The sequence below is a fragment of the Tatumella sp. UBA2305 genome (assembly GCF_002345795.1).
GTDB classification, from domain to species: domain Bacteria; phylum Pseudomonadota; class Gammaproteobacteria; order Enterobacterales; family Enterobacteriaceae; genus Tatumella; species Tatumella morbirosei.
In genome coordinates this window covers 601,984-616,867 of sequence record NZ_DDVT01000015.1, presented here as the reverse complement: position 1 = coordinate 616,867, position 14,884 = coordinate 601,984, and the positions used below count along the sequence as shown (strand labels likewise).

The following is a 14,884-nucleotide window of genomic DNA, read 5'->3' as shown; positions in this document are numbered from 1 at the left end:
ATTGAAAGGTTGCTATGTGGTCAGAATATGCGCTCGAAGTCGTGGATGCAGTGGCGAGGAATGGTAGCTTTAGTGCGGCAGCCAGAGAGTTACACCGGGTACCCTCAGCCATCAGTTATACCGTGCGACAACAGGAGGAGTGGCTGGCAGTCTCATTGTTTGAGCGACAGCACCGTGATGTGATACTGACGGCCGCAGGTGAACATTTTGTTCGCGAAGGTCGGGGGATTATCAAAAAAATGCAGGAAACCCGGCGTCAGTGCCAGCAACTGGCAAACGGCTGGCGTGGTGAACTCAGTATTGCGATGGACTGTATCGTTAAACGTTCCAGAATGCAGCAACTGACCATCGACTTTTACCGACACTTCCCGGATGTTGAATTGCATATCTATGAAGAGGTGTTTAACGGGGTCTGGGATGCATTAGCCGCAGGCCGCGTTGATATGGCGATTGGGGCGACTCAGGCGGTCCCGGTAGCCGGGCGTTATGCGTTCCAGGATATGGGACGTCTTAACTGGCGTTGTATCGTCAGTGCCGGACATCCCCTGGCAAGAGAATCTCAGTCGGGCGAGGAGCAGCTTCGTGCATGGCCATCACTGGTTATGGAGGATACCTCAAGGGAATTACCGCGAAGGATGACCTGGACTCTGGATAACCAACGTCGGATGACCGTACCGGACTGGCAGACTGGTCTGGATTGCGTAAGGGCAGGATTGTGTGTGGCTATGGTCCCCGGCCACCTTGCACGGCCGCTATTAGAGAGCGGAGAAGCGAAAGAACTGAAACTACCCGTTCCGTTTCCGGAAAGTCCATGTTGCGTGAGTTGGTCAGAACAACGTACTTCGCCGGCTTTACGCTGGATCCTGGAGTACCTGGGAGATACTGCCACCCTGAACCAGGAATGGCTCAGGGAGTGACTGAGGTGGTTAGCGCCGGTAGTCGTGGAACGGACCGTCGCTTACCGAACGACGTTCTATCAGTGTCGGATGGATTTCAATGGTTTGAGGTTCTTCGCGTTTGTTCACTATGCGGTCGAGTAGCATCTCAAGCGCTTTTTCGCCTAATTCACTTTTTGGCTGGTGAACGGTTGTGAGTGCCGGCGTGAAGTAACGAGAGTTGCGCACATTATCGTAGCCAATAATGGAGATGTCCTGGGGCACCCGCAGTCCCTGTTCATCTGCAGCGCAAATGGCTCCCATGGCCATAATATCCCCGCCGCAGAATACCGCAGTCGGGAGCTGAGGTTGCGCAAGTATTTTCTGCATCGCCTTGTAACCAGACTCGGGTTCAAAATCCCCCTGGACGCTCCATTCTTCACGGTGAGTGATCCCCGCCTCTTCCAGAGCTTTCAGAAAACCTGCCAGCCGGCCACCTCCGGTATTTCTTTCCATTTGTCCCGGGATACAACCAATATCACGATGACCCCGCTCAATCAGGTAACGCCCTGCCAGGTATCCGCCATGAAACGCGTTATCCAGCACCGTGTCTGTAAAGTCTCCGCGTGACACCCCCCAGTCCATCACCACCATCGGAATATTGCGGTTTTCTTCCAGCATATCCAGCAGCTCTTGCGGATATTCGGCACACATGACCAGAAGCCCGTCTACGCGTTTGCGCGCCATCATTGACAGGTAAGCCCGCTGCTTCTGTAGATCGTTGTGGGCGTTACCCAAAATCAGGGTATAGCCGTGGTCAAAGCATTTTTTTTCAATAGCTTCAATAATTTCGGCAAAATATGGGGCTTCGAGTGTTGTCGAAAGTAAGCCCAGCGTCTTGGTATTATTGACTTTAAGGCTTCTGGCGACAGCACTGGGGGAGTAGTGCAACTCGTTTATCGCTTCCCAGACCGCTTTCCGTGTGTTTTCCGCAACAAAACGGGTCTGATTAATGACATGGGACACAGTGGTGGTCGAAACCCCTGCACGCTTTGCCACGTCTTTAATAGTTGCCATTCAGTGAGTACTCCTGGTTTTAAAAAAATAATATATTGATTTTTAATATGTTAATCGTTTGCGTCAGTTCAGCATTCTACTGACCAGTCTTAATGGGAACTCAGAGGTCAGGGGAGAGTCCGGGGAAGACAACCGGTAAAAAAACAGCAGCTGAGGAATTTGCGCAACAAAGACCGGCAATTCTAGCAAGGCTGCCACAATAAAACGAGATTTTTGCGCACCAGTGTGGGATTATAACTATCTCCCTACTTTTAGTGTGCCTAAAGGAGTTCTGATGGATACTGATCTTAAGCTTGCACTGACAACTACTGTCGTAGCGTTGCTGATGATTATGGCCTTCAGTTTTACGGCCATATTGCATTAATCGTCGCGCACAGGTTCAGCCATCGACGACCAGCCTGTGTGGTTAAGTTGTCAGGACCGGTCACCGGGTCAGTCTGGTGCCGGTTTTTTTTGTTGTCGGGAAATGCCGGTGACTTTGCTGCGGTAGAGGTTACCAGCGACTCAATTCTGCAAGCAACGTTGGGGAAAAGGGGGGATGGGTCAGGCAGCTTGCTCTCAGTATAAAAAACTGCACCTTACTCTCGGCGTTTAAGGTGCAGTTTGTTTTCCGGGGCGGGAAAGAAAAATTAACGGACGGTGCTCGGTGTCATCATGCGACGTGCGCCAATATAGTGACGCTGCCAGTATTCATTACTTAACGCAGTAATCTGGATATCTTTACCGGTGCGAGGTGACTGAATAAATTTACCATCACCCAGGTAGACACCAACATGGTCAGCTGCGCCGTGACGATGGATACGGAAGAACACCAGGTCACCTTTTTCCAACTCATCACGTTTTACCGGTGCTGCGTCGCGCAGATGGTACATTTCATTCGCAGTGCGGGGAATTTTGAAATTCACCAGGTCTTTATAGGCATAATAAACCAGACCACTGCAGTCAAATCCGGTATGCGGAGAGGTTCCTCCCCACTGATAAGGCTTCCCGAGTTGATCCATCAGTTTAACCATCGCGGTCGCACGGGCTTTCTGATAACGCAAACGATGCTGTTTACTCATCCGGATAGCGGCCAGTGTGGCGGATGGATGACGCGTCGTTTTTATAGCTGCGGGGCGATGACGGCCATACTTTTTAGTTTCATGTCTGCGATTCTTTGCCAGATGAAGAGATTCTTTCGTTGTACGACTATGTTTAACTTTACGCTGACTGGTGAAGTGTTTCACCCGATGGATCAGGGGCTGACGGGTTTTATGTCGACTACTGGTCGTCTTAATCGGTCTTCGCTTGCGGCGTGCATCCTCTTCGGTGACAGCTTTACGGGTGGTTTTGTGAAATGTGGCATTTACCGCGGTTCGAGGCGATGCCTCTGCGACATTGAAAAAAAGCTGTGCTACAGCCAGAATAAAAAGCGTGATCAGTAGACGCATAGTTGTCAGGTTACAGGTTAAATGTCCTGAAAAAGACGGACAAAATTAAAAAATAACATCTGACCTTTCAGTCAGCCCCAAATTCATTCTAATCCAGAATTTTATTAAATGTTAAGGTCTTTTTTCCGGAATCTGTTACGAGAAGTTTTTTGACGTAAAATTGAGCATAAACAGGTAATTAAGCCACATATCTTTGATGAAACTTCATGCGACTGAATTTTTCATCCTGCAGTTGTTAACGGTTTAACGCGAAATGCCATATAAGTGAACTTTTATGTAGTAGATGAAAAATGTCGTTTTCACTGGCGGGTTGATATCGCTACAATAACAAAACATGTCGTTTTGTCCCGAAGGAAGTACTATGAGCACTCTCGAAAAAATTCAGACTCAGATTTCTGAAAACCCTATTCTGCTGTATATGAAAGGTTCCCCTAAATTACCAAGCTGTGGTTTCTCCGCTCAGGCGGTTCAGGCACTTTCAGCCTGCGGCCAGCGTTTTGCCTATGTCGATATCCTGCAGAATCCGGATATTCGTGCCGAGTTACCGAAATATGCAAACTGGCCAACTTTTCCACAGTTATGGGTAGACGGAGAGCTGGTGGGCGGCTGTGACATTATTATTGAAATGTATCAGCGTGGCGAACTTCAGCAGCTGATTAAAGAAACCGCAGAGAAATACCCTGCGGCAGAATAACTGTTACCGACGGTGATTCTGATGCCCGCTTATTTACGCGGGCATTTTTTTGTGCGTCAGTCAGACGCGACAGAAGCCTCTGTCTCATCATCCTCACCGGTGGGTAACGGCCAGCCTCCCAGTCTTTTCCAGCGGTTAACCAGTTCACAGAACAAGGTTGCCGTTTGTTGGGTATCATACAGCGCGGAATGCGCCAGATGACTGTCAAAAGTCATTCCTGCCGTTTTACAGGCTTTGGCAAGTACTGTCTGGCCAAGAACCAGCCCGCTGAGAGCCGCGGTATCAAAAGTGGCAAACGGGTGGAAAGGGTTGCGTTTCAGATGGCTGCGCTGCGCGGCTGCCATCACGAAGCTTTGATCAAAATGGGCATTGTGAGCCACGATAACCGCTCTGGCACAGTCACTGTCTTTCATGCCTTTGCGTACCATCTTGAAAATAGCGTGTAACGCTTCATGTTCACTGACTGCATTGCGCTCAGGATCATTAGGATCGATACCGGTAAAAGCCAGTGCTTCAGGGTGTAACAGTGCACCTTCAAACGGCGTTACATTAAAATGCAGGGTCTGGTCCGGCTGCAGCCAGCCATCGTCATCCATTTTCAGGGTGACCGCAGCAATTTCCAGTAGTGCATCAGTGTCGGCATTAAAACCTGCGGTTTCGACATCAATCACGACAGGGTAAAAGCCCCGAAAACGTTGATTCAGTGCATTGAGCGAAGAAGTTTCGGACATCAGTATCTCATTGGACGAAAAGAGCAGTCGGTAGTCTGACTATTACTACCGGGACATAATCGGGTGAATATTACTTCCGCAGAAAAAGTCTGCCTGATTCAGGCAGACATCGCCTGTTAGTTGCCGAGTCCCTGACCGGTATGTTTTTTTTCAATTAACTCGATTTTGTAACCATCCGGATCTTCTACAAACGCAATTACGGTAGTGCCACCTTTGACCGGACCGGCTTCGCGGGAAACTTTACCCCCGTCTTTTCGAATTCGTTCGCAGGCTTCTGCGGCATTATCAACTTCAATGGCGATATGTCCGTAGGCATTTCCCAGGTCATAACTGTCAACGCCCCAGTTATAGGTTAGTTCGAGCACTGTGCCTTCAGTTTCTTCTGCGTAACCTACAAAGGCTAAAGTGTATTTGTATTCAGTGTTCTCACTTTGACGTAACAACCGCATGCCGAAAATACGGGTATAAAAATCCACTGATCGTTGCAGGTCACCAACACGTAGCATGGTATGAAGCAGACGCATATCATCCTCTTTTATTCAGGCCAGTCATCAATAAAACACCAATGACCGGAAAGTTAACCGGCCACTAGTGTAACAGGGAAATCGCTGTGGGTGTGCTTAGTTATCGTTCAGGAAAGGGTAATCGGTGTATCCCTGAGCAGCACCGCCATAAAATGTCTCAGGGTGCTGAGGGTTCAGCGGGGCATTTTTCTGTAAACGTTCAACCAAATCCGGGTTAGCAATATAATCACGGCCAAAAGCAACAGCATCGATCAACTGACGGTTAATTAAATCTTCAGCTTTCTGTTTGGTGTAGGCGCCTGCACCGATAATGACCCCCGGGAACACCTCGCGTACTTTACGGCGGAATTCATCGCTGTAAGGCGCTCCACCGGCCCAGTCCGGCTCAGATAAGTGCAGGTAGGCAATCTTACGTTTTGCCAGTTCACTGATAAGCCATAGCGCTTCAGCCTCTTCATTAGCACCATTACCCAACGCCTGAAACTCACCCACTGGCGAGAGCCGGATGGCGATACGGTTCTTCGCCCAGGCTTCTCCCATGGCGTCAACAACTTCCAGTACCAGACGGGCACGATTTTCCAGACTGCCACCGTACTCGTCGGTACGTTGGTTAGACTGTGAAGACAGGAACTGATGGATCAGGTAGCCATGGGCTCCATGAATTTCTGCCAAATCCATGCCTGCTTCCGCAGCATTGATTGCGGCCTGACGAAAATCGGCAACGACCTGGCGAATATCACTGAGAGTCATTTCACGAGGCAGTGTGGTTTCTTCACGGTAGACCTGACCTTCGATATCTTTCAGGGAAGTCCGGGTCTGAGACGGTAGCGAAGAGGGTGCCAGCGGTGCCAGCCCTTCTGGCTGTAACGATTGATGAGAAATACGTCCGGTATGCCATAACTGAACTGCAATATGGCCACCGGCAGCATGGACATCAGAAGTTATTGTTTTCCAGCCGGCGATTTGCTGCGGAGTATGCAGTCCCGGGGCACCGGCATAGCCTTTTGCCTGAAAAGAAATCTGAGTGGCTTCTGTGATTATCAGCCCGGCACTGGCCCGCTGACGGTAATAGGTCTCCATCAGCTCAGTGGGAATATCTCCCGGCTCAATACTGCGCAGACGGGTCAGGGGAGCCATAAAAATACGGTTAGGAACAGTAATAACGCCGACGGTTAACGGAGTAAAAAGCGTGCTGTCAGTCATGATATTCTCCTGGGAAAGGTGACCGGAATAAGCCGGATGAAAAGTGTTATGTCAGGGTTTTTACCTGACCATTACAGGGGGTAAAGTCAGAATGTAACGAAACACTCCTGCCATGCAGAGTAATGAGCTGTCTTACAGATGACAATGCAGCAACGGACTCAACGCACAAACGGGCAATCAGTCAGAGGGATTGCCAGTTGCACAGCCAGAGGCTAAAGTTTACTCATTAAACCGGGTCAGTACCGGAGTAAAATCCTGTACCGACTGGCCGACCTGCACTGCGTACTGAGGGGATTATGGCCGAGCAACTGGAGTTTTTTCCTGTTCCGAATCCTTGCCGGGGTATTTGCCGTACAGACAGCCGGGGGTATTGCCTGGGCTGTATGCGGAGCCGTGAAGAACGATTTAACTGGATGTCACTGACTGACGGACAAAAACGGGATGTCATACGCATTTGTCACCAGCGACGACTCAGGATGCAACGGGTACAGAAAGCGCCGGAAAGTGAAGAGCCCCAACAGCCTTCACTGTTCTGAACATCATGGCCGGAGCCTTATTCTGGTACGGCAGTTCTGAGTTGTGCCAGAGAGCATTGTAAACGCCACAAAATCCCTGCCAGTTGCATGGCATCGGCATCACCGACACTTAGCAACAGTTTAATCATCTGTTCCAGCTGATCGAGTGTGGTGTTCAGAGCATTATGCCGTACCCCATGCAAGCTCATCACATCATGCAGGGAATGAAAACATTGATCTCTGACCATTGAAAGGGTAGGAGAATCAGATCGCCAGCTTCGTAATTGCCAGATAATATGCGAACAGTTGAGAAGTACCACTCCCCAGCGCAACAGCCATAGGCGTGTCTGCTGATTGTTACTACTTTTTAACTGGCTTACCAGGTGATAGACCCTCGATTCAAATACGCTTTCTTTCAGTGAAGGGCGAAGTCGTAACTGATCGAGAAAAACATGCCTCAATGCACGGATGTTTCTGCGGGCTTTACGGTCATCTGAACTGGGGCGCAACACCTGAAAAGCCAGCCAGGCCAACAGCACCCCGCATACCTTAGCCAGATTATCATTCAGAAATTCGCTGTAATCCCATTCTGGTGGATTGGTGACCGAAATAAACGAACCCAGAAAAACTACCGCCTGACCCCAGAAACCAGCATTCGCGGGTTGTTGTAATTTCAGTAACTGGCAGGTAATCAGTAAAGGGAACAGAAACAGCATGAACTGCCATAGCGCACTAATCTGAATCATCAGGCCAAATTTAAGGGCCAGACTAAAGAAAACCAGTACCAGCAGGGTTTTGATCAACCCGAGCACGGTTCCTGCCGGGGTAGGTGAGGATGAGTAGAGAACGCAGGCTATGGACGTTAGTGTCAAGGCGGCGGCGCCGTCTTCCCAGTGACTGTTAATCCAGAACGTCCCGCCAATGACAATCGCTGTAAAGGTTCTCAGGGCACTCCATCCCGCCTCCGTGCTGTCATTTTCCCTGGCGAGAGAGGGTACCCGTGGCGGCTGGAAACGGGTGTCAGCATCTGCTGTTTCCAACAGATGAATCCAGCGGCTGACATTCAGATAGAGCCAGCAAAAATAACGTAACCGATCGCAAAATGCCTGCTGACGAAAATCGTTATCACCCGATACCATCATCTGCCGGAGAATTACTGCCATCCGGTACTTATCGCTGTCTGGCCGAACCAGTTCTTCGAGTAACTGTTCAATACCCTGATACAGGCTGTCAGGAGCCTCTGGCCAGTTCAGCAGCATCCTTCGTAATCCGGATAACACGCTGGTGAGTCTTAACTGCTGGTGCAGAATATAATTCAGCACATTATTTTGCCGGCGGAACCGGTAATGGCTCCAGAATGCCTGAACTCTCAGCAGATTCATGGTCAGAATCTGTGAGATAACCCGCTCATGGGAGGCACTGGCGTTAGCGGCACTGTCCCGGGTCAACAGAGAGGCTGCATGTTTGTGCAATTCATGATGTAACTGGCGTAATGACACCATCAGCTTATCGCCATCTGAGGTACTGGGCAGGATCATCATCATCAGTCCGGCGCACAGAATTCCGGTGATAACTTCGCAAACGCGAGCCTGTGCAATATCCCAGACCTGATTGACATCGGTAACATTGACGGTACTGAACGCGATAATAGTGGCGGTGTAGCCGGATAAACAGAATGCGTAGGCGACGTTATTCTGATAGTGGCTGGAAATCCAGGTACAGAAAGCCAGCCAGCCAGCGATGGTAAACACGAACAACCAGGGATCATTCAGTGTATGTCCTGCAATAATCAATGCGGCAGTCGCGCCAATCAGACTGCCACAGATTCTGCCGAGACTTTTACTGATAGCACCGCCAATGGTGGGGAAACTGACAACAGCAGCCGAAGTCATCGCCCAGTAGGGTTGATCCAGTTCAAAAAAATAGGCGAAACTGAGGGCGAGGCACATCGCCAGGCTGTTACGTAATGCATAACGCCACTGCAGGTTGTCTGCTTTTATCCAGGGTAATTGCTGCCATTCCAGCCAGTTGAGATTCACGTTTGCCTCACTGACGGATAACGATGGTACAGGTGGTGCCCGCGACCAGTGGAATCCCCGCTGGGACATCGTCCAGTCGGATTCTGACCGGCACTCGTTGTGCCAACCTTACCCAGGGTACGGTCGGTTTAATCTCCGGTACCAGGCCGTTTGCTTCCACATTCTGATCATAGATAGCGCGCCCGATACTCAGCACTTTGCCGGTCAGGGTTTTGCCGTTACTGTAAAGTACAATGTTGGCCGGCGCTCCCACATGAATATTGCGTAATTTAGTCTCTTCAAAATATCCCATTACGTAGTAAGAATGACTGTCGAGCAATGCGAATAAAGGGGCACCTTCAGTCGCATAGTTCCCTGCCCGTAGTGAAAGGTTAGTGATCCAACCGTCCGTAGGGGCATAGATATTGGCATGTTGCAGATCCCAGCGGCTTTTATTCAGCGTTGCCTGAGCCGCTTTAACGCTGGCGACTGCCGCCGCCGCCGTCTGGCTGGCGATATCCATATCTTCAGCAGAAATCACGTTACGTGGCAGTTTTGCCCTGCGCTGTAGTTCATGCTGTGCCTTTAATAAGTCTGCCTGAGCTTTCACCAGTAACGCCTCAGCATTATCTTGGGCAATTTGCAGAGGTGTGGTGTCCAGAGCTACCAGCAGGTCACCTTTACGCACAAACTGATTATCGCTGATGTTAACCGCGACGACCCGGCCTGAGACTTCCGGGGTAATATCGACGATTTCTGCCCTGATTTTTCCATCCCGGGTCCAGGGCGACTGCATGTAATAGTTCCACATCCACCAACCTGCGAACAGAGCAATGGCAAAGACAAACAGAGTGGTGAAATACTTCAGGAGATTTACTTTCATTATTCATTATCTCAGGCTAAGCAGGCCAAATGAGGCAACTACACACAGAATAAACAGTGACAAGTCCATCAGAGTCGGATGCCAGAAGGTACCTGAGTACATCCGTGCACGGAGCAGCGGGTGGATCACCAGCCACAGAAAGAAGCCCAGCAATACGGATTTAAAGATTGGCGGGAAGAATAATGAATCGCCGAACACCAGCTCGGTGAGTGATGATATCGGGGGATGGTTACTTAAATCCATGTCCGGCATTCCTTGTCAGTAATAACCGCAGTAACAATTAAGAAAATGATTTCTGCATCAGGCATTTGTATTTACTGCCTGAAAACCGCAAAATAGTGTAAGATCGACAATTATGCTTAGCAAGCTAATTATAAGGAGGTTATATGGAATCTTCATTAGGCACCGATCTTGCCAGGTTGGTGCGGATGTGGCGGGCAGTCATTGATAACAGACTGAAGCCCCTTGGTCTGACCCAAACGCTTTGGGTGACATTGCATAATATTCATCAGTTACCTCCGGAACAGTCACAAATTCAGTTGGCTAAGGCAATAGGTATCGAACAGCCTTCTCTGGTCAGAACACTCGACCAACTGGAACATAAGGGCCTTATCAGCAGGTTACCGTGCGCAGACGATCGTCGTGCGAAACGAATTATGCTGACAGATGCGGCGGCACCGGTTATTTCCGAACTCGAGGGTGTTATTGACCGTAGTCGTGAAGATATCCTCAGTGGTTTGTCATCAGAAGAGATCAGCACACTGATAAAGCTTATCGGCCGGTTGGAAAAAAACATTGTCGAACTGCAAGGAAAAGAGAGTTAGTGGGTGGTTTTACTTGCACACTTTAAGACTTAATTGACACAGCAGAGCTTAAAAAAGAAAAAACCCGTCTCAGGACGGGTTTTTTTACTAACGGATGATCAGCGTGGAGAAACAGTCACCTGGCTGCCATTGCTGGCGATGGCCACACGCATACCGACAGAATAACGGGTTGCGGCTTGTTTCTGAACGACCATAATAGTGTTGCCATCATCTTTACGGATTTCCAGCTCAACACCCTGTGAGGTGTTCATGCCACTCTGAACCTGTTGACCGGCCAGGCCACCCAGGACTGCACCACCGGCAGTGGCCAGGCTACGTCCCGCGCCACCACCAACAGTATTCCCGAGAAAACCACCGAGTACGGCACCACCGATAGCGCCAATGGCACTATTCTCATCATCGCCCTGGATTTTTACCGGGCGGACAGAGACCAGGGTCCCGTAAGAAACGCTCTGGATTTGTTTGGCTTCGCTGGCGCTGTATGTATCGCCCGACAGGTCATTGTTATTAACACATCCAGTCAAAGCCAGCGCGATTGCAGCGACAGCAGTTAAACGTTTAATCATCAGAAACTCCTTTCAAAATCGGCGCGATGTGCGCACTCTTGACAACGTTATTATCCTATTATAAAGCAAATTGTGCATATCGAGGCGATTATTGCAATAACCTAAATGCGATTGTGGGACTGCAGGGATAAACGATAATTCAATCAGCCATAAAATGTATTCAATTAATTGATGATCAATTGTTATCCTGTTCATAGTATTAGCCACTGAGTCAGACTACTGACAGTCTGCGAAGCCGCAAAATTGAGGTCAACATGAAGTCGGGACGCTATATCGGAGTGATGTCAGGCACCAGCCTTGACGGGGTGGATGTGGTACTGGCGGCTATAGATGAACACATCGTGGCGCAGCAAGCCAGCTATTGTCATCCGATGCCACTCGACATAAGACAGCAAATACTGGATGTGTGTCAGGGACAGCCAGTGACGTTGTCACAACTTGGTCGTCTTGATTCACGGCTGGGATGCTTATTCAGTGAAGCGATAGAAACTTTGATGCGCAGGGAGTCACTGACAGCCCGGGATATTGTCGGAATTGGCTGCCATGGACAAACGGTATGGCATGAGCCGGACAGTGATGCTCCCTTCAGTATGCAACTTGGCGATAATAACCAGATTGCTGCCCGCACAGGGGTCACTGTGGTCGGCGATTTCCGTCGCCGTGATATGGCACTGGGGGGCCAGGGAGCGCCGCTGGTTCCGGCGTTTCACCGGGCGATACTGATGCATCCCGGGGAGCGACGGATAGTCCTGAATATTGGTGGAATTGCTAATCTGTCACTGCTGTTTCCTGGTCAGACAATTCGTGGTTTTGATACCGGACCGGGAAATATTCTGATGGATGCCTGGGTATGGCGCAACCGGCAACAACGGTTCGACAGAGACGGGCGCTGGGCGAAAAGCGGGCAGGTGATTCCTGTATTGTTGAAGCAGATGTTGGATGATCCCTGGTTTGCTTTGCCAACACCGAAAAGTACCGGCCGGGAATATTTTAATCTCTCCTGGATAGAAAAACAGCTGATGCAGTTTCCGGGTCTGGCAGCCCGGGATATTCAGGCAACATTGCTGGAACTCACGGCGGTCAGCATTGTGCAGCAGATTCAACTGAATGGTAACTGTGATCGCTTGCTGGTCTGTGGCGGCGGCAATCATAACGTTGAATTAATGCAACGCATTTCGGCTCTGTTACCGGGTACTGAAGTGGGTAAAACTGACGATGCGGGTATCAGCAGTGACGATATGGAAGCACTGGCGTTTGCCTGGCTGGCATTCCGGACCTTGTCAGGATTACCTGGTAACTTACCCGCTGTGACCGGAGCACGAGATTTTACTACGCTGGGAGCCGTATTCCCTGCGAATCTGGCAGCCAGTAAGTAGTCAGGCCCGTAGCCGCAATGACCTGAATCACAGGGCGGCGACGGTTATCAGAAGTATGGTTTGTCGGGTTAATGAGTCTGAAAAAATGGCGAATGAGAATGACGTTTTACAAAATATAGCCGATCTGCGTCGGGAATATACCCGGGGTGGACTACGGCGTAAGGATTTACCGGAACATCCTATGGCGTTGTTCGGTCAATGGCTGAATCAGGCGTGTGAAGCCAGATTGCCTGATCCGACCGCGATGTGCGTTGCAACGGTCGATGAGCTGGGACAGCCGTATCAGCGAATTGTATTGCTGAAGCAATACGACGATAACAGTATGATCTTTTACACCAATCTTGGCAGTCGCAAGGCGCAGCACCTGGCCAACAATCCCAAAATCTCATTGCATTTCCCGTGGCATATGCTGGAACGGCAGGTGATGGTGCTGGGAGAGGCCGAAAAACTCAGTCCAGGGGAAGTGATTAAATATTTTCACAGCCGTCCCCGTGACAGCCAGATTGGAGCCTGGGTCTCGAAACAGTCGAGCCGGATTTCAGCACGTGGCATTCTTGAAGGGAAATTCCTGGAAATTAGTCAGAAATTTATGCGCGGTGAAGTTCCGTTACCGGATTTCTGGGGAGGTTACCGGGTCAGATTTCATACTATGGAATTCTGGCAGGGTGGAGCCCGCCGTCTGCATGATCGTTTTATCTACCAGTTACAGGATGACTGCTGGAAAATCGATCGCCTGGCACCCTGATTTTGTGAAATAACCTGTTTCTCTACTGGAACAGTTGGCTCGTGCGTTTTATTCTATGCACCTTATTTTTTTCGCCGTTGGCGAAAAGCTGTGTACCAGCGAAGGTGCAGTCTGTTCAATTTGGAGTCGTTAATGACCAGCAGTAACCTGATACAACAATTGCAGGAAAGGGGCCTGATCGCCCAGGTAACGGATGAAGAGGCGTTATCAGAGCGACTGGCCAAAGGTCCTGTTGCACTGTATTGCGGCTTTGATCCTACCGCAGACAGCCTCCATCTGGGCCATCTGGTACCGTTACTTTGCCTGAAACGTTTTCAGGATGCTGGCCATAAACCGGTCGCACTGGTGGGTGGGGCTACAGGGTTGATTGGGGACCCGAGCTTCAAAGCCAGTGAGCGTAAGCTGAACACGTCAGAAACGGTCGGTGAATGGGTAGAAAAAATTCGTCATCAGGTATCTCCGTTCCTGGACTTTGACTGCGGTGATAACAGTGCTATAGCGGCGAACAACTATGACTGGTTTGGCAGCATGAATGTGCTGACCTTCCTGCGGGATATTGGTAAGCATTTCTCAGTTAATCAGATGATTAATAAAGAAGCGGTCAAACAACGTCTGAACCGTGATGATCAGGGGATCTCGTTTACCGAATTCTCTTATAACCTGTTACAGGGTTATGATTTTGCCTGTCTGAACAAATTACACGATGTTTGTCTGCAGATTGGTGGCTCTGACCAATGGGGAAATATTACCTCAGGTATCGACCTGACCCGCCGTTTGCATCAGAACCAGGTGTTCGGCCTGACTGTGCCGTTAATTACCAAGTCGGATGGTACCAAATTCGGTAAAACCGAAGGTGGAGCTGTCTGGCTGGATGCGAAAAAAACCAGCCCGTATAAATTTTATCAGTTCTGGATTAATACGGCAGACGCTGATGTTTATCGCTTCCTGAAGTTTTTCACCTTTATGAGTATTGATGAAATCAATGCACTGCAGGAAGAAGACCAGCAAAGTGGTAAAGCCCCTCGTGCGCAGTATGTGTTGGCTGAACAGGTCACAAAACTGGTGCATGGTGAACAAGGTCTGGCGGCAGCAAGACGTATTACAGAGAGCCTGTTCTCTGGCGCACTGAGTTCGCTGACCGGGGAAGACTTCGCTCAACTGGCGCAGGATGGTATGCCGACCGTCACTCTTTCACAAGGGGATGATCTGCAACAAGCCCTGGTGGCGGCAGAACTGGTACCTTCCCGTGGTCAGGCACGTACTTTAATCTCTTCGAATGCGGTTTCGATTAACGGTGAAAAACAATCGAATGCTGAATATCAGTTCAGTGATGCGGATAAGCTGTTTGGCCGTTATACCGTGTTGCGTCGTGGTAAAAAGCATTACTGCCTGATTAACTGGCAATAAACAACAGATGAAAAGG

Annotated in this window: 17 protein-coding genes; 8 read left to right on the top strand and 9 right to left on the bottom strand. The window is 49.7% G+C overall.

What is annotated here, in order from left to right:
- Positions 1–14 precede the first annotated feature (14 nt).
- Entirely contained in the window at positions 15–917 is a 903-nt protein-coding gene (punR, locus tag B3Z23_RS09250; RefSeq protein WP_294907188.1) for a DNA-binding transcriptional activator PunR, read from the top strand.
- A gap of 9 nt (positions 918–926) precedes the next feature.
- Here the strand turns inward: punR and purR are convergent, their stop codons facing one another.
- The gene (purR, locus tag B3Z23_RS09245) at positions 927–1,952 is read right to left on the bottom strand and encodes an HTH-type transcriptional repressor PurR (protein WP_294907186.1); all 1,026 of its coding nucleotides are present in this window, start codon (positions 1,950–1,952) and stop codon (positions 927–929) included.
- Between the two features lie 274 nt (positions 1,953–2,226).
- Here purR and B3Z23_RS09240 point away from each other — a divergent pair, with 274 nt between their 5' ends.
- Positions 2,227–2,316 carry a YnhF family membrane protein gene (locus B3Z23_RS09240; RefSeq protein ID WP_156994535.1) on the top strand — a complete coding sequence of 30 codons (90 nt, stop codon included), beginning with the start codon at positions 2,227–2,229 and terminating at the stop codon, positions 2,314–2,316.
- A 265-nt stretch (positions 2,317–2,581) separates the two neighbouring features.
- On the opposite strand, the gene B3Z23_RS09235 is transcribed toward B3Z23_RS09240, so the two are convergent.
- Positions 2,582–3,382, bottom strand: a complete 801-nt coding sequence (locus tag B3Z23_RS09235) for a C40 family peptidase (RefSeq protein ID WP_294907182.1) — start codon at positions 3,380–3,382, stop codon at positions 2,582–2,584.
- Positions 3,383–3,743: 361 nt separating this feature from the next.
- On the opposite strand from B3Z23_RS09235, the gene B3Z23_RS09230 reads away from it, so the two are divergent.
- Positions 3,744–4,076 carry a Grx4 family monothiol glutaredoxin gene (locus B3Z23_RS09230; protein ID WP_025901934.1) on the top strand — a complete coding sequence of 111 codons (333 nt, stop codon included), beginning with the start codon at positions 3,744–3,746 and terminating at the stop codon, positions 4,074–4,076.
- A gap of 56 nt (positions 4,077–4,132) precedes the next feature.
- Here B3Z23_RS09230 and rnt read toward each other — a convergent pair whose 3' ends face one another.
- The 3 genes from rnt to B3Z23_RS09215 all read right to left on the bottom strand — a co-directional run bounded on the left by rnt (position 4,133) and on the right by B3Z23_RS09215 (position 6,534).
- Complete coding sequence (gene rnt / locus B3Z23_RS09225) at positions 4,133–4,807, bottom strand: ribonuclease T (RefSeq protein ID WP_294907177.1); 675 nt, start codon at positions 4,805–4,807, stop codon at positions 4,133–4,135.
- A 116-nt stretch (positions 4,808–4,923) separates the two neighbouring features.
- On the bottom strand, positions 4,924–5,331 hold the full coding sequence (gene gloA / locus B3Z23_RS09220) for a lactoylglutathione lyase (RefSeq protein WP_294907173.1): 408 nt from the start codon (positions 5,329–5,331) through the stop codon (positions 4,924–4,926).
- A 96-nt stretch (positions 5,332–5,427) separates the two neighbouring features.
- Positions 5,428–6,534, bottom strand: a complete 1,107-nt coding sequence (locus B3Z23_RS09215; protein WP_294907171.1) for an alkene reductase — start codon at positions 6,532–6,534, stop codon at positions 5,428–5,430.
- Positions 6,535–6,830: 296 nt separating this feature from the next.
- Here B3Z23_RS09215 and B3Z23_RS09210 point away from each other — a divergent pair, with 296 nt between their 5' ends.
- A complete protein-coding gene (locus B3Z23_RS09210; protein WP_294907168.1) occupies positions 6,831–7,070 on the top strand; it encodes a DUF1289 domain-containing protein in 240 nt (79 codons plus the stop codon).
- Between the two features lie 17 nt (positions 7,071–7,087).
- Here the strand turns inward: B3Z23_RS09210 and B3Z23_RS09205 are convergent, their stop codons facing one another.
- The 3 genes from B3Z23_RS09205 to B3Z23_RS09195 are packed head-to-tail and all read right to left on the bottom strand — an operon-like array spanning position 7,088 to position 10,193.
- Positions 7,088–9,088 carry an FUSC family protein gene (locus B3Z23_RS09205; protein ID WP_294907165.1) on the bottom strand — a complete coding sequence of 667 codons (2,001 nt, stop codon included), beginning with the start codon at positions 9,086–9,088 and terminating at the stop codon, positions 7,088–7,090.
- 7 nt (positions 9,089–9,095) lie between these two features.
- Positions 9,096–9,950: an HlyD family secretion protein gene (locus B3Z23_RS09200; protein ID WP_294907162.1), complete on the bottom strand. Its 855-nt coding sequence runs from the start codon at positions 9,948–9,950 to the stop codon at positions 9,096–9,098.
- Between the two features lie 6 nt (positions 9,951–9,956).
- Positions 9,957–10,193, bottom strand: coding sequence for a DUF1656 domain-containing protein (locus B3Z23_RS09195; RefSeq protein ID WP_294907159.1), 237 nt, complete (start codon positions 10,191–10,193; stop codon positions 9,957–9,959).
- A 143-nt stretch (positions 10,194–10,336) separates the two neighbouring features.
- On the opposite strand from B3Z23_RS09195, the gene slyA reads away from it, so the two are divergent.
- The gene (slyA, locus tag B3Z23_RS09190; RefSeq protein ID WP_294907156.1) at positions 10,337–10,774 is read left to right on the top strand and encodes a transcriptional regulator SlyA; all 438 of its coding nucleotides are present in this window, start codon (positions 10,337–10,339) and stop codon (positions 10,772–10,774) included.
- A 98-nt stretch (positions 10,775–10,872) separates the two neighbouring features.
- Here slyA and B3Z23_RS09185 read toward each other — a convergent pair whose 3' ends face one another.
- On the bottom strand, positions 10,873–11,340 hold the full coding sequence (locus B3Z23_RS09185) for a glycine zipper 2TM domain-containing protein (RefSeq protein WP_294907153.1): 468 nt from the start codon (positions 11,338–11,340) through the stop codon (positions 10,873–10,875).
- A gap of 254 nt (positions 11,341–11,594) precedes the next feature.
- Here B3Z23_RS09185 and anmK point away from each other — a divergent pair, with 254 nt between their 5' ends.
- The 3 genes from anmK (at position 11,595) to tyrS (ending at position 14,868) form a co-directional block, all read left to right on the top strand.
- The gene (gene anmK, locus B3Z23_RS09180; RefSeq protein ID WP_294907149.1) at positions 11,595–12,716 is read left to right on the top strand and encodes an anhydro-N-acetylmuramic acid kinase; all 1,122 of its coding nucleotides are present in this window, start codon (positions 11,595–11,597) and stop codon (positions 12,714–12,716) included.
- 85 nt (positions 12,717–12,801) lie between these two features.
- Complete coding sequence (gene pdxH, locus B3Z23_RS09175) at positions 12,802–13,461, top strand: pyridoxamine 5'-phosphate oxidase (RefSeq protein WP_294907146.1); 660 nt, start codon at positions 12,802–12,804, stop codon at positions 13,459–13,461.
- 132 nt (positions 13,462–13,593) lie between these two features.
- Positions 13,594–14,868, top strand: a complete 1,275-nt coding sequence (gene tyrS / locus B3Z23_RS09170; protein ID WP_294907141.1) for a tyrosine--tRNA ligase — start codon at positions 13,594–13,596, stop codon at positions 14,866–14,868.
- Positions 14,869–14,884 lie beyond the last annotated feature (16 nt).